This is a genomic window from Streptomyces sp. SA15 (assembly GCF_002291145.1).
GTDB lineage: Bacteria > Actinomycetota > Actinomycetes > Streptomycetales > Streptomycetaceae > Streptomyces.
Genome location: NZ_NTGE01000100.1, coordinates 1 through 22,321 on the forward strand (window position 1 = coordinate 1; position 22,321 = coordinate 22,321).

Consider the following 22,321-nt stretch of genomic DNA (forward strand, 5'->3'; position numbering starts at 1 on the left):
CCGCGCCACGCCGGGCGCGCACCGCGCGGCCGCCGCGGCCTGCCACTGGATCGGCCGGGCCGTCGGCCGCAGTCACGCACGGCTCGCCGAGGACATGAGGGCCGGCCGCCGCGGCGATCTGAAATCCGGCCTGCACCGCCTCACCGACCGCAGCCTCGGCAAGCTGCGCGCCGGCGCCGCCGAGCAGGGCATCGACCCGGAGGAGTACGCGGCCACCCTGCGCTGCCTCCTGCTCCCCGCCGATCCCGGGTGCCGTACGCGCGTGTTCTTCGGCGTCGGCGCGGGCGGACTGTTCCGGCTCAGGGACGGCGAGTGGCAGGACATCGAGCCGCGCGTCCAGGACGTCACCGGCGAGCCCGTGGTCGGCTTCGGGTCGCTGCCCTCCGAGACGCCGGAGGGCGACCGGCTCACCATGGACCTGGGCATACCCACGCCCCCGAGCCCGTACGAGCCCGCCCCCGAACCGCTCCGTGAACCCTTCCGCTTCCGCGCCTCCGTCGCCCGCCCGGGCGACACGCTCCTGATGTGCACCGGCGGCCTGGCCGAGCCGTTGCGGGGTGAGCCGGAGTTGTGCGAGTACCTGACCGGCCGGTGGTCCGGCCCCACGCCGCCCGGCCTCGCCGCGTTCCTCGCCGACACGCAGGTGAGGGTCAAGGGGTACTCGGACGACCGTACGGCCGCCGCCGTCTGGGAGGCGTGACCTGCGACCTCGTCAGGAGTACGGCGTCCACTGGCGCGTCGAGGTGTCGTACGCGTAGCGCGGCAGCCCCTTGATGGCGCTCGTGCGGAACGGGCTGCCGTGGTCGTCGATGCGGACCGTGCCGGTGCGGCCCTGGGAGGACCAGTCCAGCTCCAGGTACCAGCGGCAGTCGCAGCCCTCGGTCCGGGCGGTGACCAGCAGCACCTCGGGGTCCTCGGCGGAGACGCGGTAGGGCAGGCGCATGGCCGGGATCGGCGTGCCCGTGTCGTTGCCGTCGACCGGGTGGGCGATGGGGCGGTCGATGTCCAGGTCGACGCCGAAGTAGCGGGGGGTGACCGCTCCGCCGCAGCCGTTGTCCATGGCGTAGGCGTTGCCCGGGGCGGGGTCCGCGCGTCCGACGACCCGGACGCGCAGTGCGTCCAGGACTACGGCCGTGGAGGTCCGCCCCTGCACCGAGATCCGTACGTTCGTCTCGCGTCCGTGCACCGCGCTCTGCGTTCCCGCCCAGGTGCCGGCGTCCTGCGGGGCCGGAGGCGGGGGGACCTGCCGCGGCGGCTTGGCGATGACGTAGTCGTGACCGCAGCCCATCGCCCAGACCTGGGAGTCGGCGGTCCAGGTGAGGGGGACGGCGGCGGAGGCGGCGGGCCGGCCCGACTCGGCGCTTCCTGAGGGGGCGCGGCTCTCGGCGGGTGCTTTTCCCGAGGGCTTCGCCGGGGTTCCTTCGTCGGTCGAGGAGGAGGGGGGCCGAGTGCTGCCGGCAGAAGGGCTCGGCGAAGTGGAAGTGGTCGAGGGGCGGTGAGGTGCGCCCGGCGCCGTCGTTCGGGACGGGCCCGTGGCCTGGGCCTGCGCGGGGTCGTCCGTCGGGGAACGACGGTCGGACGGCAGGGCCGAGAGGCTGCCCAGGGTGGCCAGGAGCACCGCCGCGACGGCCGCGCTCACCAGGGTGCGTCGGCGGCGGTACCAGGGGCGGGGTGGGGGAGCGGGATCGTCCTTCGCGGGAGCGGGATCCTCCTGCGCGCCGGGTTCCTCCGAAGCCTCCGAAGCCTCCGAAGCACCGTCCGCCGTCTCCGTCTCCGTCTGCGTCGGGTCGGTCGCCGTACGGGGCCGCTGCCGTGCCGCCACCGCCAGGAGCCATAACCGGTGCAGCTCCAGCCGCTCCTGCGCCGACGCCCCGCACAACGCGGCGAACCGCTCCACCGGGGCGAAGTCCACGGGGACCGCCTCACCGGCGCAGTAGCGGTGCAGCGTGGAGGTGTTCATGTTCAGACGGCGGGCCAGCGAACCGTAACTGCGGTCCGTGCGCTCCTTCAGCCGTCGCAGCAGCGCCGCGAACTCCTCGACGTCCTCGTGTGGTTCCGACACCGTTCCCCCGTGTCCTCCCGACCCGGGACGGTATCCCAGGCACTCCATATATCTGCACGTCAGACGGGCTGGGACGGTTCCACCTTGATGGATCCGGCGTCCCCTGTTGCGTCCGCCGGCCGTGACCGCTGATGCTCTTGGTGTCGCACCGACCAGGGCCGGACCGACCATCCGGCACTGACCACCCGGCATCGACCATCCGGCGTCATGGCGGCAACCACCCTTATGCACTTACCACACCCATGCACTCACTCACGGGGGAACACCCATGCCCAACCGCACCCGAGCCGGCGCGCTCACCGTACTCGCCGCCGCAGGCCTCGCCCTCGGTTCCGTGCTCGCCGTCCCGGCTGACGCCGCCACCAAGGCGCCCGGCTTCCTCTCGGCCGCGGACCTGCCGCCCCACCCCACCTCGTCCTGGACGGCCGGCAAGGTCACCGGCGGCATACCGGAGGACGTGGAGGTGGACAGCTGCCTGAGCATGGCGCTGCCGGGCCACGACTCCTCCTGGCACCGCGACTTCCGGACCGATGTCGACGCGAGCGCCCGTCAGATCTCCGTCGTGCTGCCGGACATCCGATCGGCCAAGGGCCTCGCCTCGCGGCTGAACCAGGACATCCGGTCCTGCCCGGCGTGGATCGAGCAGTCCGACCCGGAGATCGACGCCACGCTCGAGGACTACGGACCGCTGTCCGTCGAGGAGGGCGCCCACGTCTACGGCCTGCACACCGAGGCCTCCTGGGGCGCCACCGACATCCGCCTCCTCTCGGTCGGCCGGGACGGCCGGACGGTGACGGTCGTCGACTGGGGCCAGTTGGGGGATTTCGACGACGCGCCGGTGAAGGCCTTCAAGAAGACGACCACCACGGCGGTGAACAAGCTCCACTGACCGCACGACCACCAAAAGACCGGGGCCGCCCTCCCGCACGGGGGTCGGGCGGGCGGCCCCGCGGCGGCTACGCCGGCTGAGTTTCTGGGTGAGGAACCAGCGGATTCCGGCCAGTTTCGCCGGCTGGGGGAAGGCGGCCGTGTAACCGAAGGAGTCCGGCAGCCAGATTTCCTCCGTCTCCACGCCCAATTCTTCGGCGAAGAACCGCTTGCCGTGCACGATCTGCCGGGCCAGCGCCTCGCCGCCGGGCATGGTGGCGTCCGGACTCCACCCACATGGAGCCGGCCGGCGCCCAGTTGCCGTCCACCACCGCCTGCTTGATCCGCTCCCAGATGTGCGGCTGGTGCACGGAGGCACCGGCAGCTTGGCCGAACACCTGGTCGTCGATGATTCGGCATGACTGCCGCGTGTGCGACGGGGCATGGATCCCCGTGAACGTGTTCGAGCAGGAGGGGAACCGACATCGGCACGCGGGCGGGGGTCATGAAGAGGCAGGTGCGAGGAGGTGGTCCCATGGCGATAGGGGCCTTCTCGGTGGAGACAGTGGGGGACGACGCCGACAACGCCGAAAGCGCCGGGGAAGAGGCTCCGGCGCCGCGGCTCAAGCGCAGACTCGGACGGGCGGACCTGGGGGCGGTGCCCGAGGCACGCAAGGCACTGCGCGAGCTGTTACGGCACTGGGGCAGGCCCGGACGATCGGAGATCGCGGAACTGCTGACCAGTGAACTCGTCACCAACGCGCTCATCCACACCGACCACGACGCGGTCCTGACGGCCTCCGTCGGACCCCGTGGGCTCCGGGTGGAGGTGCGGGACTTCGTGGCCCGCAGGCCCACTCCGCGAGTACCGAACGCCGACGACGGTACGCACGGCAGGGGCCTGATCCTGGTGCAGTCCCTCGCGGACGCGTGGGGCGTGCGGGCGCACGGAGTGGGCAAGGCGGTGTGGTTCGAGCTGGACGCGGGGGTCGCCTGACGGGGCATCAACCGAAGGCCCGTATCAACAGACGGGCCATCAACGAACGGGCCCATCAACGAACGGGGCATCAACAAACGGGGGGCCATCAACAAACGGGAGGGGGGAGCGGCTTCTTAGAGCCGCTCCCCCCTCCTGTGATATCCGGTGGGCCTAGCCGAACTGCTGCTCGAGGTCCTTGAGCTTGCGCTCCAGGGAGTCGAGGCGCGGCAGGGCCATTGTGTCGTCCTCCGCGGTGAGGTCGACGGTGACCGGCTCAGATCCGCTGCGCACGGGCTGCAGGGAGGGCCGCTGGCGTACGGGGGGCAGTTGCTCCGGCGTCGATATGGCAGGCTCCGCGGAGACTCGGTCGGAGGCCCGTTCCAGGGTGGCCTGTGCCTCCAGCTGCCGGCCGCGGCCGACGAAGCCGCGGTGGCCCCGGCTGATCGCCTTGAGCTGTGCGCGTTCCACGCGCTCCTGCTCGCGCCGGCGCAGTCGGGCCGCTTCCTTCTGGCGCTTGTCCTCGCGCACCTCGTCGACCGCCTCGTCCAGGCTGCGCACGCCCTCAAGGAGCATCAGCGACCAGGCCTTGTACGTCTCACGGGGCGCCCGCAGCCAGCGGACCACGCGGATCTGCGGCAGCGGACGGGGCACCAGGCCCTGCTCGCGCAGGGCGGCCCGGCGGGTCTGCTTCAGCGCGCGGTCGAACAGTACGGCCGCCGACAGGGACATGCCGGCGAAGAAGTGCGGGGCACCGTCGTGGCCGAGGCCCCTGGGCGCGTGCACCCAGTTGAACCAGGCCGCGGCGCCCGCGAACGTCCATACGAGTATCCGGGAGCCGAGCGCCGCGTCACCGTGGCTGGCCTCGCGCACCGCGAGTACGGAGCAGAACATCGCCGCACCGTCCAGGCCGAACGGGACGAGATACTCCCAGCCGCCGGACAGGTTCAGGTTCTGCTGGCCGAAGCCGACCAGGCCGTGGAAGGAGAGGGCGGCGGCCACCGCCGCACAGCAGAACAACAGGACGTAGGAGGCGGTGCCGTAGATGGCCTCCTTGCGCCTGCGGCGCTCCTCGCTGCGCTCCCACGAGTCGTCCGCGCTCGCGTTCTCCCCGGAGGAGCGCTTGCCGCGCGCGAGCACCGCCACCGCCGCCAGCATGCCCAGGAGCAGTACGGCGCCCGGAAGCAGCCAGTTCAGCGATATGTCGGTCAGTCTCATCTGGGGTCCCTTGCATTGGGATAGGGCGTAACAACGCCCGCCATAGTGGCCCAATCCCAACGGCCCTCAGGGGGTTTCGGGGCAAGAGGCCGCCAAGGAATTGCAAGGGGGGTGCCCAAGGCGGCGTTCTGCTCGAACTGCCGCTTGAGGGGCGGGAGTTGAGTTCGAATAAGACTACCCGTACGGATGGTTCCTCGGAAAGTTCCTGAGGCCTGTGAGGAAATTGTGAATTGCCTGTTACCTGGCGGGAGTCCTGCTCGCGGCGATCTTACGGGATGCCGGAACGGCCTCGGTTCTCAGGGTGGTTCAACTGGGAGCGGCGGCCAAGAGTTTGGTGACCCGGTCCGCGTCGCTCGTCCGCGGACAGGTGACGCAGGTGTCCTCCGGATCCAGCGTGTAGAACATGCAGCAGCTCGCCCGGTCCCGGGTGGGCAGCGCCTCGCCGTTCGGGCCGGTCAGTTCACGGAAGGCGGCCGACCCGACGTACGGCTTGGTCGCGCCCGGCAGGAGCAGTTCGAGTTCGCGCTCGGCCCGCCGCTGCTCGTCCTCGCCGAGCAGTTCCGCGACGTACCACAGGCTCTCCACGATCTCGTCGGTCACCATGCCCCACAGGGCGCGGCCGCGGCGGCGCATGCGGGGGCCGAAGCCGGCGAGGACGGGCCCCATGTGCTCGGCGACGGCTGCGCGGACCTCGGCCCGCAGGGCCTCCTCGTCGGGGACGGGGCGGGCGCCGGGGAGTGTCGCCGCGGGGTCGTCCGGCAGGCAGGCGAAGGGGCCGGGGCGTACGGCGAAGGCCATGGGGCCCTGGGTGCGGTCGTACGAGACGTTCGTCACGGGGTAGCGGGGCACTCGGCGGTGCAGGAACCAGGGTGCGGTGATCAGGAGGCAGGCGGGCCAGGCGTAGCGGTGCAGGCCGAAGCCGGCGGTCACGTCGGGGCGGGCGGGGCGGCCGTGGTCCCGGAGTACTTGTGCGTCGTCCCACGCGAGGAAGGCGTCGAGGCCGGCGCCGCCGTCCGCCAGGGCGGCTGCGGTGACCCAGCCGCCGCCCTCGGGGGCCTGCTCGCCGGGGCTGAGCTCCATGACGGTCAGGGTCGGCAGGGCTTGGGTGACGCGGGCGTACGCGGCCGTGACGGGCGAGTGGGGGCTGGGCATACGGGACCACCGATTCGCTGACGTCTTGAGGTAAGGCTTACCTTATCGAACATCATGGGGATGTGAACTGGTGGCTTCTGCCCCTAAGGTGCTTGACGGGCGAGTAACAAGCCGCCGTAATGACCTCAAGTACTGACACGTCCGGAGGAGGAGCCCGTGAAGCAGGGTCTGCAGGGCTCCGCCGGGGTGGGGGCGGTGCGGGTGCCGTCGCAGGCCCGGGCCGCGGACATGGATCGGGAGCGGGGCGCTACCGCTGGGGCTGCGCGGGGTGAGCACACCCATAGCGAGCAGCCGATTCCGTGCCCCGGCGATGAGCGTGGCCGTCCCGCTGTCCAGCGGTCCTCCGTGCGGGGGCAGATCGTCGACGCCCTGCGTACCGCCTTGGTGGCGGGTGATCTGCGGCCCGGCGAGGTGTACTCCGCTCCCGTGCTCGGTGAACGCTTCGGGGTTTCCGCCACACCTGTGCGGGAGGCCATGCAGCAGCTCGCGCTGGAGGGCGCGGTCGAGGTCGTGCCGAATCGCGGGTTCCGGGTGGTCGAGCGGGGGGCGCGGGAGCTGGCGGAGCTGGCGGAGGTGCGGGCGCTGATCGAGGTGCCGGTGATGCTGCGGCTGGCCCGCACGGTGCCGGCCGAACGCTGGGCCGAGCTGCGGCCTCTGGCCGAGGCGACCGTTCGGGCCGCGTCCTCCGGATGCCGGGCCACGTACGCGGAGTCCGACCGGGCCTTCCATCGCGCGCTGCTGGCGTTGGCGGGCAACGAACAGCTGGTCCAGATCGCGGAGGACCTCCATCGACGGGCTCAGTGGCCGCTCGTGGGCGGGCCGCCCGGGGTGCGGGGGCGGGCGGAGCTGGTGGCGGACGCGGCGGAGCACATGGCGTTGCTGGACGCGTTGATCGCGCGGGACGTGGATGTGGTGCGGGGACTGGTGGGGGAGCACTTCGCTGGAGTGTCGTGAGGCCTTGACGGGCCTCACGACGGGTGCCTTCACCGGCCAGGGTTACGCCGCCCCCGCCGGCGGAGCCAACTGGCGGGCCAGCCACGTCGGGACGCCCCCGAGCAGGCGGAACAAGCGGCGGGCCTCCTCGCGGAGGCGGGACGCCTCCGGTTCCGTTTCCGCGTCTGCCAGGGACGCCAGTGCCGGGGCCGTACCGACCAGGTAGCCCAACTCCTCACGGATCCGCAGGGATTCGGCGAAGCCGTGCCGGGCCTCCGCCAACTCGCCGTCCCGCAGGGCGAGTCCGGCCAGGTGACGCCAGGTGAAGGAGAGCAGGAGCGGGTCGGCGTGGGCCGTGGCGCCCGCGTGCGCGCGGCGATAGGCGGCGCGTGCCGCCTGGGGCGAGCCGGTCAGGTTCTCCGCCAGCAGGCCCCGGCGGAAGTCCAGCAGGGCCCGCTGCTCAGAGCCCGGGGGGATGAGCGCCGCGGCCCGGCCGAGCGCCGCACGCGCCTCGTCGGCTCGGTCCCGCACGCCGTGCAGCGTCGCCGCGTACGCAAGTTGCCCGCGTTCACAAGCGGCCGCGCCCCGCTCGTCGTCGCCGTGGGCCAGCGCCTCGGCCGTGCGCAGCGCGTCCTCGGCCTCCTCCCAGCCCTCCTCCGTGTACAGGCAGCGTTCCACGAGCAGGGAGGCCCGTTGGAGCGAGGCCGGTGCGGTGACGGGTTGGAGCAGGGCGGCCGCGTCGCCCCAGCAGGCGCGTGAGCGCAACCGCCATACCGCGGTCTGGAGTGGATCGTCACCGGCGGTCGTTCCGTTACCAGACATGGCGGTAAGCGCCACGTTGCCCTCCCCAAGGTCCTGTCCTTCGGATCAGCTCGGGGTCGCGGGGCTTGGCACGCACATCTGCGGCGTTGTCGTCGGTCGCCGACTCCCCCACGCTCGAACGTGGGCTCGCGCGGGGGGACCCCCATCGCGTCGACTCCCTCCTCCGCCTTGCAGCTGCACGCACCAAGCCCCGCTCACCGGCGTTGCCAGGCACCGCCCTTCAACACCGACCTGATCCGAAGGACAGGCCCAGCACGCCATCGAGCTGTTGAGTGGTGGCGGCATCTCAGCACGAATCGACGGGCCTGGCCAAGGGGGTGGGTGAAGGATTTCACAAAGTCGTGGGACTCAGGGGGCCCTGAGGTTTCAGCTCATGCGCAGTGCCAGGAAGAAGTCCAGCTTGTCCTCCAGCCGTGACAGGTCCCGACTCGTCAACTGCTCGATCCGGCCCACGCGGTAGCGCAGCGTGTTGACGTGCAGGTGGAGGCGGGTCGCGCAGCGGGTCCAGGAGCCGTCGCAGTCGAGGAAGGCTTCCAGGGTGGGGATCAGTTCGGCGCGGTGGCGGCGGTCGTAGTCGCGGAGGGGGTCCAGGAGGCGGGCCGTGAAGGCTCGGCGGACGTCGTCCGGGACGAAGGGGAGCAGGAGGACGTGGGAGGCCAGTTCCTGGTGCCCTGCCGCGCAGACCCGGCCGGGGCGGGCGGCGGCCACGCGGCGGGCGTGGCGGGCTTCCTCCAGTGCGCCGCGCAGGCCCTCCGCCGAGTGGACGGACGCGCTGACGCCCAGGGTGACCCGGCCGTCGTCGTCCAGACCGGCCGACAGGGGGTCCCGTACGGATTCCAGGAGCATGTCGGCGACGATGCCCGCTTCCGAGCCGTGGTGTTCCGAGGAGACCGCGGGGAGGGGTACGAGCGCGATGGCCTCGTCGCCCGTGTGGGCCACCGCGATGCGGTCCGAGGGCTCGGGCCCCGTGGCGAGCGGGTCCACCAGGATTTCCTCGAGGAGGGACTGGGCCACCGGGCCTCCTTCGAGGCCGCCGTCCTGCCACTCGACCCGGGCCACCACCACCTGCCAGTGCGGGGCCGCGCCGAGACCGGGGAGGAGTACGGGGGCGGCCACCCTCAGGCGGGCCGCGATCTCGGCGGGGGGCGCGCCGGCCTGCACCAGCTCCAGGACCTCCTGGGCCAGGCGGCGGCGGACCGTGCGGGCCGCGTCCCTGCGGTCCCGTTCGACCGCGATGAGTTGGGTGACGCCCTGCAGGAGGTCCAGGCGTTCCTCCGGCCAGTCACCGGCGTCCGCCTCGACGGCCAGCAGCCAGTCCGACAGGACCGTCTCCCGCACGTCCCGGGACCCCTGCGGAGAGCGGCCGCTGCTGCGGACCGGGAAGAGGGAGTACGTCGTCGAGCCGAGCGCCACCCGGTGGGGGCCGCGTCGGCCCGTGCGGACGGCCGCCAGGTGTTCGGCGGCGAGTTTCGCGCACACGTCGGCGGGCGGGCCGGGGGCCGCGGCTCTCGGGCCGGCGATCATGCGGCCCGCGGGGGAGAGCACCCAGGCGCGCAGGTCCAGGTCCGAGCCGAGCAGGTCCAGGACCACGTCCGGGCCGCCGCCCGCCGGGCCCGACGTCATCATGCGGCGGTGCCGGTCGACCACCGCCGCGAGGTCTCCTGCCCGCTCGCCCGAGACCTGCCGTACGACGTGTTCGGTGATCGTCGCGAAGGCCACTGATTCGTGCACCGCGAAGAGCGGGAGGTGGTGGCGGGCGCAGGCGACGACCAGGTCGTCCGGGATGTCGCCCAGTTCCGCCTCGCCGGCCGCGAGGGCGGCCACGCCGGCCTGCACCAGGATCCGTACGAACGGCTCGGAGTCGGCGGCGTTCCGGCGCCAGGCCAGGCCGGTCAGGACCAGTTCCCCGCCCGAGAGGTAGCGGCTGGGGTCCCTCAGGTCGGTGGTCATGACGCCGCGTACGGTGCGGTCGAGCTCGTCCTCACCACCGAGCAGCCGCAGGCCCAGCGCGTCGGTGTCCAGCAGTGCGCGCAGCCGCATTCTCGTCGCCGCCGTTCTGTGTCTCGAAATCTACGATGAGTTGTGGAGGGTGTCGGGGGGAGGGGCCCGTTCAGCGGGGTGGTGAGCGGTGCTCGCCGTCGCCGTGGCTGTCTTCAGGCTGTGGCCCTGGTCACACGGGGGGTGGCTCCCGTTTCCACAGGAAAACAGGGAGGTTTCTGCTGGCCTCCATTCATACGAATCTACAAGATGACCGCCCTGGCCAGCCAACTCCTTCATGGTTTCCGTGACTGACCCGGTCGGCGCACAGCGCTGTGTACTGGCTCCACTGAGCGTGAACAGCACATGAACGAGCCGGGCCCGCCGCACACGGATTGGCTCGATCTGGACGACCCACGAGACGAAGAAGAGAGCCGGTCATGGACTTCCTTCGCCCCGCCAGCTGGGAGGAGGCGCTCGCCGCGAAAGCCGAGCACCCCACCGCTGTGCCGATCGCGGGCGGCACCGATGTGATGGTCGAGATCAACTTCGACCACCGCCGGCCCGAGTACCTCCTCGACCTGACCCGCATCGGTGACCTCTACGAGTGGGAGGTCGGCGAGGAGAGCGTCCGGCTCGGTGCCTCCGTCCCGTACACGGAGATCATGGAGAACCTGCGCGCCGAGCTGCCGGGCCTCGCCCTCGCCTCGCACACCGTCGCCTCCCCGCAGATCCGCAACCGCGGCGGCGTCGGCGGCAACCTCGGCACCGCCTCCCCGGCCGGCGACGCCCATCCGGCTCTCCTCGCCGCGGGCGCCGAGGTCGAGGCGGAGTCGGTGCGCGGCTCGCGCCGCATTCCGATCGACGAGTTCTACACCGGCGTGAAGCGCAACGCGCTCGCCGCCGACGAGCTCATCCGGGCCGTGCACATCGAGAAGGCCGACGGGCCGCAGCAGTTCTCGAAGGTCGGTACGCGCAACGCCATGGTCATCGCCGTGTGCGCGTTCGGGCTCGCGCTGCATCCTCAGAGCCGTACGGTCCGGACGGGGATCGGATCCGCCGCGCCCACGCCCGTGCGCGCCAAGGCCGCGGAGGAGTTCCTGAACGCGGCGCTCGACGAGGGCGGTTTCTGGGACAGCGGGAAGATCATCACCCCGTCGGTCGCCAAGCGGTTCGCGGACCTGTGCGCCGCCGCCTGCAACCCGATCGACGACGTCCGGGGCACGGCGAGCTACCGCCGGCACGCGGTCGGTGTCATGGCCCGCCGGACGCTGACCTGGACCTGGGAGTCGTATCGCGGCACCGCCGCCCGCACGGAGGGAGTCGCCTGATGCGCGTCAATTTCACGGTCAACGGCCGTCCGCAGGAAGCCGACGACGTGTGGGAGGGCGAGTCCCTGCTGTACGTGCTGCGGGAGCGGCTCGGTCTGCCGGGTTCGAAGAACGCCTGCGAGCAGGGTGAGTGCGGGTCGTGCACGGTGCGGCTGGACGGTGTGCCGGTGTGTTCCTGCCTGGTCGCGGCGGGCCAGGTGGAAGGCCGTGAGGTCGTCACGGTCGAAGGGCTCGCTGAGTACGTCAGGCAGCGGGCATGTGGCTCCGAAAAATGTGACACTTCCGCGGAATCCGGCACATCTCTGGATGAGGCCAAGCGGTGGGCCGCCAAGGGACAGCACTCCCAGACCGGCGAAAGCACCGAACTCTCCCCCGTCCAGCAGGCGTTCATCGACGCCGGCGCCGTGCAGTGCGGCTTCTGCACCCCGGGTCTGCTGGTCGCCGCCGACGAGATGCTCGAGCGCAACCCGAACCCGACCGACGCGGACATCCGCGAGGCGCTGTCGGGCAACCTGTGCCGCTGCACCGGCTACGAGAAGATCATGGACGCGGTCCGCCTGGCGGCCGTCCGGCAGTCAGAGGCGGTCTGAGCATGCCCACCAACGGCGCACCCAACGGCACTCCCACGAAGATCACCCAGGGCTCCCGGACCAAGGGCGGCATCGGCGAGTCCACGCTCCGCCCGGACGGCACCCTCAAGGTCACCGGCGAGTTCGCGTACTCGTCCGACATGTGGCACGAGGACATGCTCTGGGGACAGATCCTGCGTTCGACGGTCGCTCACGCCGAGATCGTGTCCATCGACACGAGCGAGGCGCTCGCCCTCCCGGGCGTCCACGCCGTCCTGACGTACGACGACCTGCCGACCGAGGTGAAGAACTACGGCCTGGAGATCCAGGACACCCCGGTCCTCGCCCACGGCAAGGTCCGTCACCACGGTGAGCCGGTCGCCGTCGTCGCCGCCGACCATCCGGAGACCGCGCGCCGCGCCGCCGCGAAGATCAAGGTGGAGTACAAGGAGCTTCCGGTCATCACCGACGAGGCCTCCGCGACCGCCCCGGACGCGATCCTCGTCCACGAGGGCCGCACCGACCACCGCATCGGCCACGTCCCGCACCCGAACATCGTCCACCGCCAGCCGATCGTCCGCGGTGACGTTGCCGCCGCCCGGGAACGCGCCGACGTCGTCGTCCAGGGCGAGTACACGTTCGGCATGCAGGACCAGGCCTTCCTCGGCCCGGAGTCGGGCCTCGCCGTGCCGGACGAGGACGGCGGTGTCCACCTCTACATCGCCACCCAGTGGCTCCACTCCGACCTGCGCCAGATCGCGCCCGTCCTCGGCCTGCCCGAGAGCAAGGTGCGGATGACGCTGTCCGGTGTCGGCGGCGCGTTCGGCGGGCGCGAGGACCTGTCGATGCAGATCCACGCCTGTCTGCTGGCGCTGCGCACGGGCAAGCCCGTGAAGATCGTCTACAACCGGTTCGAATCCTTCTTCGGGCACGTCCACCGCCACCCGGCCAAGCTGTACTACGAGCACGGGGCGACGCACGAGGGGAAGTTGACCCACGTCAAGTGCCGGATCGTGCTCGACGGCGGCGCATATGCCTCCGCCTCCCCGGCGGTCGTCGGCAACGCGGCCTCGCTGGGCATCGGCCCGTACGTCGTCGACGACGTCGAGATCGAGGCGCTCGCCCTCTACACCAACAACCCGCCCTGCGGCGCCATGCGCGGCTTCGGCGCGGTCCAGGCGTGCTTCGCGTACGAGGCGCAGATGGACAAGGTGGCGCAGCGGCTGGGCATGGATCCGGTGGAGTTCCGGCAGCTCAACGCCATGGAGCAGGGGACCCTCATGCCGACGGGCCAGCCCGTCGACTCCCCGGCGCCGGTCGCCGAACTCCTGCGCCGCGTCAAGGCGATGCCCATGCCGCCGGAGCGGCAGTGGGAGAGCAGCGAGGGCGCGGACGTACGGCAGCTGCCCGGCGGTCTGTCCAACACCACGCACGGCGAAGGCGTCGTACGGGGCGTGGGCTACGCGGTCGGCATCAAGAACGTCGGCTTCTCCGAGGGCTTCGACGACTACTCCACCGCCAAGGTGCGCATGGAGGTCGTGGGAGGCGAGCCTGTCGCGACCGTGCACACGGCCATGGCCGAGGTCGGCCAGGGCGGTGTCACCGTCCACGCGCAGATCGCCCGCACCGAGCTGGGCGTCGCACAGGTGACGATCCATCCGGCGGACACGCGGGTGGGCAGCGCCGGTTCGACGTCCGCGTCGCGGCAGACGTACGTCACCGGTGGCGCCGTCAAGAACTCCTGCGAGCTCGTGCGCGAGAAGGTCCTTCGGATCGGCCGCCGCAAGTTCGGCTCCTACCACCCGGCTTGGGCCACCGCCGAACTCCTCCTGGAGGGCGGCAAGGTCGTCACCGACGGCGGCGAAGTGCTCGCCGACCTGGTGGACGTGCTCGAAAGCGAGGCCGTCGAGGTCGAGGCCGAGTGGCGGCACCGGCCGACCGAGGCATTCGACCTGCGCACCGGCCAGGGCAACGGCCACGTCCAGTACTCCTTCGCCGCCCACCGTGCCGTCGTCGAGGTCGACACCGAGCTCGGCCTGGTCAAGGTCATCGAACTGGCCTGCGCACAGGACGTCGGCAAGGCGCTCAACCCGCTGTCCGTGCTCGGCCAGATCCAGGGCGGTACGACCCAGGGGCTGGGCGTCGCGGTCATGGAGGAGATCGTCGTCGATCCGAAGACGGCGAAGGTACGGAACCCCTCCTTCACGGACTACCTGATCCCCACGATCCTCGACACGCCGACCATCCCCGTGGACGTGCTCGAACTCGCCGACGACCACGCGCCGTACGGGCTCCGTGGTGTCGGCGAGGCCCCCACCCTGTCCTCGACCCCGGCCGTCCTCGCGGCGATCCGCAACGCGACGGGCCTGGAACTGAACAGGACGCCGGTACGCCCCGAACACCTGACGGGAACCGCGTAAGGCACCCCGGCGCCGGGCAACTGCTCATCCACGGCCACCCCGGCGCCGGTCAGCAAGTACCACGTTCGTCTCGGGCCGTCCCCCGGGTCGTGCACATCCCAACCCCCTCTGAAACTTGGGAGACGGCCCCATGACCCAACAGTCACTGGAGCCCAGGACCACAGCCGAGGACGCGGGCGAAGGCACCCGCGTCCCGGCCGGCAGGTCCTGGCTCGACCGCTACTTTCACATATCCCACCGGGGGTCCACGCTCGCGCGAGAAGTGCGCGGCGGCGTCACCACCTTCATGGCGATGGCGTACATCCTCCTGCTCAACCCGCTGATCCTGTCCGGCAAGGACGCCGCGGGGGACACGCTCGGCCAGCAGGCGCTGATCACCGCCACCGCGTTCGCGGCGGCCCTCACCACCCTGCTGATGGGCATCGTCGGCAAGGTGCCCCTCGCGCTCGCCGCGGGCCTGTCCGTCTCCGGAGTCCTCGCCTCCCAGGTCGTCCCCCAGATGACCTGGCCGCAGGCCATGGGCATGTGCGTGATGTACGGCGTGGTCATCATGCTGCTGGTCGTCACCGGCCTGCGCGAGATGATCATGAACGCGATTCCGCTCGCGCTCAAGCACGCGATCACCATGGGCATCGGCCTGTTCATCGCCCTGATCGGCTTCTACAAGGCCGGGTTCGTGCACCAGGGCGAGGCGACCCCGGTCAGCCTGGGCCCCACCGGTGAACTCGCCGGCTGGCCGGTGCTGCTGTTCGCCGTCACCCTCCTCGCGATCTTCATGCTTCAGGCGCGCCGCGTCCCCGGCGCGATCCTGATCGGCATCGTCGGCGGCACCGTACTCGCCGTGCTCCTCAACGCAACTGACGTCATCGCCCCGAAGCAGTGGGCGAGCGGCCCTCCCGAACTGCACGGCAGCGCGGTCTCCATGCCCGACTTCTCGATCTTCGGCCGCGTCGAGTTCGGCGGCTGGGGCGAGGTCGGCGCGATGACGGTCGGCATGATCGTGTTCACGCTCGTGCTTGCCGGGTTCTTCGACGCGATGGCCACCATCATCGGTGTCGGTACCGAGGCCGAGCTGGCCGACGAGCGGGGCCGGATGCCGGGTCTGTCCAAGGCACTGTTCATCGACGGCGCGGGTGGCGCGATCGGCGGCGTCTCGGGCGCCTCCGGCCAGACGGTCTTCGTCGAGTCGGCGACGGGCGTCGGCGAAGGCGCTCGTACGGGACTGTCCTCCGTCGTCACCGGCCTGTTCTTCGCGGCCTGCCTGTTCTTCACCCCGCTGACGGCGATCGTGCCCGGCGAGGTCGCGGCCGCCGCCCTGGTGGTGATCGGCGCCATGATGATGATGAACGCCCGCCATGTGGACTGGGGCGACCGCGCCACCGCGATCCCGGTCTTCCTGACCGTCGTGATCATGCCGTTCACGTACTCCATCACCGCGGGCGTCGCGGCCGGTGTGATCTCGTACGTGGCCATCAAGCTGGCCCAAGGCAGGGCACGGGAGATCGGCGCCTTCATGTGGGGCCTGACGGCGATCTTCCTGGTTTACTTCGCCCTCAACCCGATCGAGAGCTGGCTGGGAGTGCACTAGCCGCGCCCCCGACCGCCCTCCACACAACCGCAGTCAAGGAGACCGAGACAGATGCTGGACATCGCCGAAGAACTGCACCGGTGGGTCGAGCAGGGGCGCGACTTCGCCGTGGCCACCGTGGTGGCCGTCGGCGGCAGCGCGCCCCGACAGCCCGGCGCGGCCCTCGCGGTCGACGCGGACGGCACGGCGATCGGCTCGGTCTCCGGAGGCTGTGTGGAGGGCGCGGTCTACGAGCTGTGCCAACAGGCCCTTCAGGACGGGGAGTCGGTCCTGGAGCGCTTCGGCTACAGCGACGAGGACGCCTTCGCCGTGGGCCTGACCTGCGGCGGCGTCATCGACATCCTCGTCACTCCGGTACGGGCGGGCGACCGGGTCCGCACGGTGGCCGCCGCCGCGCTCGCCGCGGCGGCGGGCGGTCGGACGGCGGCGGTGGCGCGGATCGTTTCCGGTCCGGCGGACCTCGTGGGCCGCGCGATGCTGATCCGCCCCGACGGTTCCTACGACGGCGGCTTCGGCGCCCACCCCGAACTGGACCGCACGGTCGCCGCGGAGGGCGGCGCCTTCCTGGACGCCGGACGCACCGGGACCCTGGACATCGGTGAGCAGGGCTCTCGCTGCGGGGCGCCGCTCACGCTGCTCGTCGAGTCGTCCGTCCCGCCGCCCCGGATGATCGTCTTCGGCGCGATCGACTTCGCTTCGGCGCTGGTGAGGATCGGCAAGTTCCTGGGCTACCGCGTGACGGTGTGCGACGCGCGCCCGGTGTTCGCCACCCGGGCCCGCTTCCCCGAGGCCGACGAGATGGTCGTCGAGTGGCCGCACGAGTACTTGGAGCGCACAGAGGTCGACAGCCGTACAGTGCTGTGCGTCCTGACCCACGACGCCAAGTTCGACGTACCCCTGCTGAAGCTGGCCCTGCGGCTGCCGGTGGCGTACGTCGGCGCGATGGGCTCCCGGCGCACCCACCTCGACCGGAACGAGCGGTTGCGCGAAGTCGGCGTGAGCGAGCTGGAGTTGGCGCGGCTCAGGTCCCCGATCGGGCTGGACCTCGGGGCCCGTACGCCGGAGGAGACCGCCTTGTCCATCGCCGCCGAGATCGTCGCGGGCCGGCGTGGCGGCAGCGGGGTCTCACTGACCGGCGCCCACACGCCGATCCATCACGACGTGCCGTCGGAGCCCTCGGGGCGGATCGGATCGGTGGCCTGAACGGCGTTCCGCCGTACCTGTCATCCCCGCCTGAGCAACCGGTTCACCGCCCGCCCGAACAGGTAACGCGCCGCACCCCTCACCAGCGGGTCGAAGAAGCCGGGAAGCAGCCGGACCCGCAGCTCCTCGCGCCAGATCACCCGGCTGCGGCCGCCCGGCCCCGGGCGCACCTCGATCTCCGCCCACCCCAGGACGACCCGGCCCCGCTTCTCCAGGCGGCACAGGCCGGGCAGGTCGTCCCTGGGCGGGCGCCAGAGCGTGACCTCCATCGGGTCGCTGAGGCCGAACGGGCCGAGCCCCGAACGGGCCACGAAGCGTGTGCCCTCACCCGTCGGCGGAGGAGTGACCACGGTGACGCGGGTCAGCGGGACGGCATCGGCATGCCGGGGCCACTCCGTGAGGCGGCGCCACGCCTCGTCGAGGGGGAGCGGGGCCGTGCGTTCGAGCAGGAAGTTGGCCACGGGACGATCGTAAGGGGACTTCGGGCCGCTGAGCTGTGCGTTCGTATACGGCAGGCCTCTGTAAGGACTTGACCGAACGTTCGGGCGACGCATGTCCCACCGCCGCCGGGTTACTCGCGCCAACACCAAAGTGAAGCCGAGAGGGAGGAGAGCCCCCATGAGCGCTTTCGCCCGGCGCCGGGCCCTGGTCACCGGCGGAGCCGGATTCGTCGGATCCCATCTGTGCGCACGACTGGTCGCCGAGGACACCGATGTCGTGTGCCTCGACAACCTGGCCACCGGATCCCGCGCCAACGTCGCCGACCTGGAGCAGCGCCCCGGCTTCCGCTTCGTACGCGCCGACGCCACCGATCCCGCCGCCCTGCGCGGCCTGCCCGGCCGTTTCGACCTGGTCCTGCACTTCGCCTGCCCGGCCTCGCCCGTCGACTACCTGCGGCTGCCGCTGGAGACCCTCGACGTCGGCAGCACCGGCACCCGCAACGCGCTGGAGCGGGCCCGCGCCGACGGCGCCCGCTTCGTCCTCGCCTCCACCTCCGAGGTGTACGGCGATCCGCTGGAGCACCCGCAGCACGAGGACTACTGGGGCAACGTCAACCCGATCGGCCCGCGCAGTGTCTACGACGAGTCCAAGCGCTTCGCCGAGGCCCTGGTCACCGCCCACCGCAAGGTGCACGGCACCGACACCGCCATCGTCCGCATCTTCAACACCTACGGCCCACGCATGCGCACCGGCGACGGCCGCGCCGTCCCCGCCTTCGTCTCGCAGGCCCTGGACGGCGCCCCCCTCACGGTCGCCGGCGACGGCGGCCAGACCCGGTCGCTGTGCTACGTCGACGACACGGTCGACGGCGTTCTCGCCCTGGCCGCGTCCGCCGAGAACGGGCCGGTGAACATCGGCGGCGGCGAGGAGATCACCATGCTCGAGCTCGCCCGCCGCATCATCGAGCTCACCGGCTCCTCGTCCCGGATACGGTTCGTGGAGCGCCCGGCCGACGACCCCGCCCGGCGCCGGCCCGACACCCGGCTGGCCCGCGAGCGGCTCGGCTGGCAGCCGCGGGTCGGCTGGAGCGAGGGCCTGGAGCGGACGATCGGCTGGTTCTCGCGCTCCGTGGCCGCTTGAGGCGGACCCGGACCCGCTACAGAGCGGTACCCAGAGCAATACGTCGAGTAAAAAATCGTCCCATTTCGCGCTAAGTCGTCTCCAAGTGTTTGAGACAACTGCAGTGCGGCACTCGCCAAGCTCAGAGCCCCCACAAGCCGCACGGGACGGGAGCCACCCCATGCGCATCCTTGGTATCAACGCCCTGTTCCACGACCCGGCCGCCGCACTCGTAGTCGACGGCCGTACGGTCGCGGCAGCCGAGGAGGAGCGCTTCAGCCGCCGCAAGCACGGCAAGCGCCCGGTGCCGTTCTCCGCGTGGGAGCTGCCCGAACTCTCCGCCCGCTGGTGCCTTCGGCGGGCGGGCCTGCGACCCGACGAACTAGACGCCGTCACCTACTCCTTCGACCCCGAACTGGCCCGTCCCGCCCGGGAGATGGGGCTGGACGACCCCTGGGACCCGCTGCGCCTGGAGTACGCGCGCCGGGCCCCCGAGTTCCTGTCGGAGGCCCTGCCCGGCCTCGACCCCGACCGGGTCGTCTTCGTCCCGCACCACGTGGCGCACGCCGCCTCCGCCGGGCCCGCCTCCCCACACCCGGACAGCGCCGTCCTCGTCCTCGACGGGCGCGGCGAGGCCGCCTCCCACCTGGCCGGCCGCTACCGCGACGGCACGCTCGACACCCTCGCCGCACAGGCGCTGCCCCACTCCCTCGGACTGGTCTACGAGGAGCTCACCGAGCACCTCGGCTTCCTGCGCAGCAGCGACGAGTACAAGGTGATGGCCCTCGCCTCCTACGGCAAGCCGCGCTTCCTGCCCCAACTGCGGCAGTACGTCCACCCGACCGGCGACGGCGGCTTCAGCGCCCACGGCGTCGACTGGACCGCCCTGGCCCCGCCCCGCGCCAAGGGGGAGGAATGGACCCAGGACCACGCCGACCTCGCCGCCAGCGCCCAGGCCGCGCTCGAAGAGGTCCTCCTCGAACTCGTCCACTGGCTGCACGGCAAGGCGGGCGGCGACGCGCTCACCCTGGCCGGCGGCGTCGCCCTCAACTGCGTCGCCAACTCCAAGATCGCCGCGCGTGGGCCGTACCGGCACGTGTGGGTGCAGCCGGCCGCCGGGGACGCCGGCACGGCGCTCGGCGGGGCGCTCCACATCGCGGAGAACCCCGAGGCCATGCCCGGCGCCGACCTCGGCCGCGGCTGGAGCGACGAGGAACTGCGCGCCCGGCTCGACGAGGCCGCCGTACCGTACGAACGGCCGGACGACATCGCCGAGACCGTCGCCGAGGAACTCGCCCGGGACGGCATCGTGGCCTGGTTCCAGGGGCGCAGCGAGTACGGGCCGCGCGCCCTCGGGCACCGCTCCCTGCTCGCCCATCCCGGCCGGGCCGAGAACCTGGAGCGGCTCAACCACGTCAAGGGCCGCGAGGAGTTCCGGCCCGTCGCACCCATGGTCCTCGCCGAGCGTGCCCACGAACTGTTCGCCGGGCCGCTGCCGAGCCCGTACATGCTGTTCGTGCACGACGTCGTACGGGAATGGCGCGACCGTATCCCGGCCGTCGTGCACGTCGACGGCACCGCCCGCATCCAGACCGTCGAGGAGCGGCAGGAGCCGCTGGTGGCGCGGATGCTGCGGGCCTTCGAACGCCGCACGGGGCTGCCCGTGGTCGTCAACACCAGCCTCAACACCGCCGGTCGGCCCATGGTCGACGATCCGCGCGACGCGCTGGAGTGCTTCGGCTCCGCGCCCGTCGACCTGCTGGCGATCGGGCCGTACGCGGTGCGCCGGGGGAGGGCGTTCGCATGAGCGGCACGAGCAGCCTGACCGGCACCCACAGCGCCTACGCCGTCGTGATCCCGACCCTCGTGCGCGACACCCTCGCCGACTGCCTCGCCGCCCTCGCCGCCGCGACCGGGCCGAAGCCGGAGCGGATCGTCCTCGTCGACGACCGGCCCGATCCGGACCCCGGACCGCTGGAACATCCGCTCAGCGTGCTGGGCGACCTGCGCGACCGTACGACGGTGGTCCGCGGCGGCGGACGCGGGCCCGCCGCCGCCCGCAACGCCGGCCTGCGCGCGGTCGACTCGCCCTGGGTCGCCTTCCTCGACGACGACGTCCAGGTCGGCCCGCACTGGTGCGAGCAACTGGCGCAGGACCTCGCCGACACGACCCCCGACACCGCGGGCGTCCAGGGCGTGATCGCCGTACCGCTGCCCGGCGAGCGCCGCCCCACCGACTGGGAACGCAACACCGCCGGTCTCGCGCGGGCCCACTGGATCACCGCCGACATGGCCTACCGCACGGACGCGCTGAGGCAGGTCGGCGGCTTCGACGAACGCTTCCGGCGTGCCTTCCGCGAGGACGCCGACCTCGCCCTGCGCGTCCTCGACGCCGGGTGGCGCGTCCGGCAGGGCCGCCGCACCACCCGGCATCCCGTGCGGCCCGCCTCCCGCTGGGAGTCCCTGCGCGCCCAGCGGGGCAACGCCGACGACGCCCTCATGCGGCATCTGCACGGCCCCGACTGGTGGCAGAAGGCGGTCGCCCCGCGCGGCCGGCTGCGGGCCCACCTCGCGATCACGACGGCCGGTGCCGCCGCGTGCGTCTTCGCGGCACTCGGCCGCCGCAGGGCAGCGACGGCCGCCGCGCTCGGCTGGGCCGCCGGCACCGGAGAGTTCGCCCGGTCGCGCATCGTCCCCGGACCGCGCACCCGGTACGAGGTGACCACCATGCTCGCGACCAGCGCGCTCATCCCGCCCGTGGCCACCTGGCACTGGCTCAGCGGCCTGTGGCGGTACCGGAACGCCCCCGCATGGCGGGAGGTGGCGCCGTGAGCCGCGTCAGGGCCGTGCTGTTCGACCGCGACGGCACCCTCGTCGAGGACGTGCCCTACAACGCCGACCCCGACCGCGTCCGCCCCGTCGCCGGGGCCCACGAGGCGCTCGCCCTGCTGCGCCGGCGGGGCATCCGCACCGGCGTCGTCACCAACCAGTCCGGCATCGCACGCGGACTTCTCACCGACGCCGACGTGCGCCGCGTCAACCACCGCGTCGACGTGCTCCTCGGCCCCTTCGACGTATGGGCCGTGTGCCCGCACGGCCCCGACGACGGCTGCCACTGCCGCAAACCCGAACCGGGCCTGATCCTGTGGGCCGCCGGACGTGTCTGCGTCGCGCCGTCGGAGTGCGTCGTCGTCGGCGACATCGGCGCGGACGTGGAGGCCGCACGCCGGGCGGGCGCCCACGGGATCCTCGTCCCGACGCCCGAGACCCGTCCGGAGGAGACGGCGGGTGCCGACCACGTGGCGAAGGACCTGACGACCGCCGTGCGCGCCGTACTGAACGGGCCGCCGCTGGGCCGCGTCCTGGCCGACGAGCGGACCGTCGAGGCCGCCTACGACACCGGAGGGCGCGGATGAAAGCCCTCGTCAGCCGTCTCGACAGCTTCGGCGACGTCCTGCTCGCCGGGCCCGCCGTACGCGCCGTCGCGGCCCGGGCCGACACCGTCACCCTGCTGTGCGGGCCGCGCGGCGCGCCCGCCGCCCGGCTGCTGCCGGGCGTGGACGACCTCCTCGTCTGGGACGCGCCCTGGGTGGGCTTCGCGCCCCCGCCCGTCGGCCGCGGCGAGGTCGAGCAACTCATCGAC

Annotated in this window: 19 protein-coding genes and 2 pseudogenes; 14 read left to right on the forward strand and 7 right to left on the reverse strand. The window is 72.1% G+C overall.

Features of this window, described 5'->3' with window-relative positions; all coding sequences use genetic code 11:
- Window positions 1–700, forward strand: a 700-nt coding sequence (locus CLM62_RS22610; protein ID WP_143659127.1) for a protein phosphatase 2C domain-containing protein, incomplete at its 5' end; no start/stop codon positions are given.
- A 12-nt stretch (window positions 701–712) separates the two neighbouring features.
- Here CLM62_RS22610 and CLM62_RS22615 read toward each other — a convergent pair.
- Window positions 713–2,110 (reverse strand): helix-turn-helix transcriptional regulator, encoded by a 1,398-nt coding sequence (locus CLM62_RS22615; RefSeq protein ID WP_257004014.1) that lies wholly within the window; start codon window positions 2,108–2,110, stop codon window positions 713–715.
- A 220-nt stretch (window positions 2,111–2,330) separates the two neighbouring features.
- Here CLM62_RS22615 and CLM62_RS22620 point away from each other — a divergent pair, with 220 nt between their 5' ends.
- Entirely contained in the window at window positions 2,331–2,951 is a 621-nt protein-coding gene (locus CLM62_RS22620; protein ID WP_095751733.1) for a hypothetical protein, read from the forward strand.
- A 75-nt stretch (window positions 2,952–3,026) separates the two neighbouring features.
- On the opposite strand, the pseudogene CLM62_RS22625 reads toward CLM62_RS22620, so the two are convergent.
- Window positions 3,027–3,303 (reverse strand): annotated as a pseudogene (locus tag CLM62_RS22625) (hypothetical protein); the annotation flags it as partial.
- Between the two features lie 161 nt (window positions 3,304–3,464).
- On the opposite strand from CLM62_RS22625, the gene CLM62_RS22630 reads away from it, so the two are divergent.
- The gene (locus CLM62_RS22630) at window positions 3,465–3,926 is read left to right on the forward strand and encodes an ATP-binding protein (RefSeq protein ID WP_095751734.1); all 462 of its coding nucleotides are present in this window, start codon (window positions 3,465–3,467) and stop codon (window positions 3,924–3,926) included.
- A 153-nt stretch (window positions 3,927–4,079) separates the two neighbouring features.
- Here CLM62_RS22630 and CLM62_RS22635 read toward each other — a convergent pair whose 3' ends face one another.
- Window positions 4,080–5,123, reverse strand: a complete 1,044-nt coding sequence (locus tag CLM62_RS22635; protein WP_095751735.1) for a DUF2637 domain-containing protein — start codon at window positions 5,121–5,123, stop codon at window positions 4,080–4,082.
- Window positions 5,124–5,429: 306 nt separating this feature from the next.
- Window positions 5,430–6,275, reverse strand: a complete 846-nt coding sequence (locus tag CLM62_RS22640) for a (2Fe-2S)-binding protein (protein ID WP_095751736.1) — start codon at window positions 6,273–6,275, stop codon at window positions 5,430–5,432.
- Window positions 6,276–6,431: 156 nt separating this feature from the next.
- On the opposite strand from CLM62_RS22640, the gene CLM62_RS22645 reads away from it, so the two are divergent.
- Window positions 6,432–7,229 (forward strand): GntR family transcriptional regulator, encoded by a 798-nt coding sequence (locus CLM62_RS22645; RefSeq protein ID WP_257004015.1) that lies wholly within the window; start codon window positions 6,432–6,434, stop codon window positions 7,227–7,229.
- Between the two features lie 42 nt (window positions 7,230–7,271).
- Here CLM62_RS22645 and CLM62_RS22650 read toward each other — a convergent pair whose 3' ends face one another.
- Together CLM62_RS22650 and CLM62_RS22655 are read right to left on the reverse strand one after the other, a co-directional pair.
- Window positions 7,272–8,045: a hypothetical protein gene (locus CLM62_RS22650; RefSeq protein ID WP_095751737.1), complete on the reverse strand. Its 774-nt coding sequence runs from the start codon at window positions 8,043–8,045 to the stop codon at window positions 7,272–7,274.
- A gap of 351 nt (window positions 8,046–8,396) precedes the next feature.
- Window positions 8,397–10,070, reverse strand: coding sequence for a PucR family transcriptional regulator ligand-binding domain-containing protein (locus CLM62_RS22655; protein ID WP_095751738.1), 1,674 nt, complete (start codon window positions 10,068–10,070; stop codon window positions 8,397–8,399).
- Window positions 10,071–10,447: 377 nt separating this feature from the next.
- On the opposite strand from CLM62_RS22655, the gene CLM62_RS22665 reads away from it, so the two are divergent.
- The 5 genes from CLM62_RS22665 (at window position 10,448) to CLM62_RS22685 (ending at window position 17,118) form a co-directional block, all read left to right on the forward strand.
- Window positions 10,448–11,338: a xanthine dehydrogenase family protein subunit M gene (locus tag CLM62_RS22665; RefSeq protein WP_095751739.1), complete on the forward strand. Its 891-nt coding sequence runs from the start codon at window positions 10,448–10,450 to the stop codon at window positions 11,336–11,338.
- On the forward strand, window positions 11,338–11,928 hold the full coding sequence (locus CLM62_RS22670) for a (2Fe-2S)-binding protein (RefSeq protein ID WP_095751740.1): 591 nt from the start codon (window positions 11,338–11,340) through the stop codon (window positions 11,926–11,928). Before CLM62_RS22665 ends, CLM62_RS22670 begins: the two co-directional genes overlap by 1 nt.
- 2 nt (window positions 11,929–11,930) lie before the next feature.
- Window positions 11,931–14,327, forward strand: a complete 2,397-nt coding sequence (locus CLM62_RS22675) for a xanthine dehydrogenase family protein molybdopterin-binding subunit (RefSeq protein ID WP_095751741.1) — start codon at window positions 11,931–11,933, stop codon at window positions 14,325–14,327.
- A 130-nt stretch (window positions 14,328–14,457) separates the two neighbouring features.
- Window positions 14,458–15,915, forward strand: coding sequence for an NCS2 family permease (locus CLM62_RS22680; RefSeq protein WP_095751742.1), 1,458 nt, complete (start codon window positions 14,458–14,460; stop codon window positions 15,913–15,915).
- 51 nt (window positions 15,916–15,966) lie between these two features.
- Complete coding sequence (locus CLM62_RS22685) at window positions 15,967–17,118, forward strand: XdhC/CoxI family protein (RefSeq protein WP_095751743.1); 1,152 nt, start codon at window positions 15,967–15,969, stop codon at window positions 17,116–17,118.
- A gap of 20 nt (window positions 17,119–17,138) precedes the next feature.
- Here the strand turns inward: CLM62_RS22685 and CLM62_RS22690 are convergent, their stop codons facing one another.
- A complete protein-coding gene (locus CLM62_RS22690) occupies window positions 17,139–17,579 on the reverse strand; it encodes an Immediate-early protein 2 (protein ID WP_095751744.1) in 441 nt (146 codons plus the stop codon).
- A 157-nt stretch (window positions 17,580–17,736) separates the two neighbouring features.
- Between CLM62_RS22690 and CLM62_RS22695 the strand changes: the two genes are divergently transcribed.
- From CLM62_RS22695 to CLM62_RS22715, 5 genes and pseudogenes are all read left to right on the forward strand, one after another.
- The gene (locus tag CLM62_RS22695; protein WP_095751745.1) at window positions 17,737–18,699 is read left to right on the forward strand and encodes a UDP-glucuronic acid decarboxylase family protein; all 963 of its coding nucleotides are present in this window, start codon (window positions 17,737–17,739) and stop codon (window positions 18,697–18,699) included.
- Window positions 18,700–18,859: 160 nt separating this feature from the next.
- Window positions 18,860–20,485: a carbamoyltransferase C-terminal domain-containing protein gene (locus tag CLM62_RS22700; protein WP_095751746.1), complete on the forward strand. Its 1,626-nt coding sequence runs from the start codon at window positions 18,860–18,862 to the stop codon at window positions 20,483–20,485.
- Window positions 20,482–21,510, forward strand: coding sequence for a glycosyltransferase family 2 protein (locus tag CLM62_RS22705; RefSeq protein ID WP_095751747.1), 1,029 nt, complete (start codon window positions 20,482–20,484; stop codon window positions 21,508–21,510). Before CLM62_RS22700 ends, CLM62_RS22705 begins: the two co-directional genes overlap by 4 nt.
- Window positions 21,507–22,094, forward strand: coding sequence for an HAD family hydrolase (locus CLM62_RS22710; protein ID WP_179382192.1), 588 nt, complete (start codon window positions 21,507–21,509; stop codon window positions 22,092–22,094). The genes CLM62_RS22705 and CLM62_RS22710 overlap by 4 nt, the downstream gene beginning before the upstream one ends.
- Window positions 22,091–22,321, forward strand: a pseudogene (locus CLM62_RS22715) (glycosyltransferase family 9 protein); the annotation flags it as partial. The gene CLM62_RS22710 and the pseudogene CLM62_RS22715, both read left to right, overlap by 4 nt.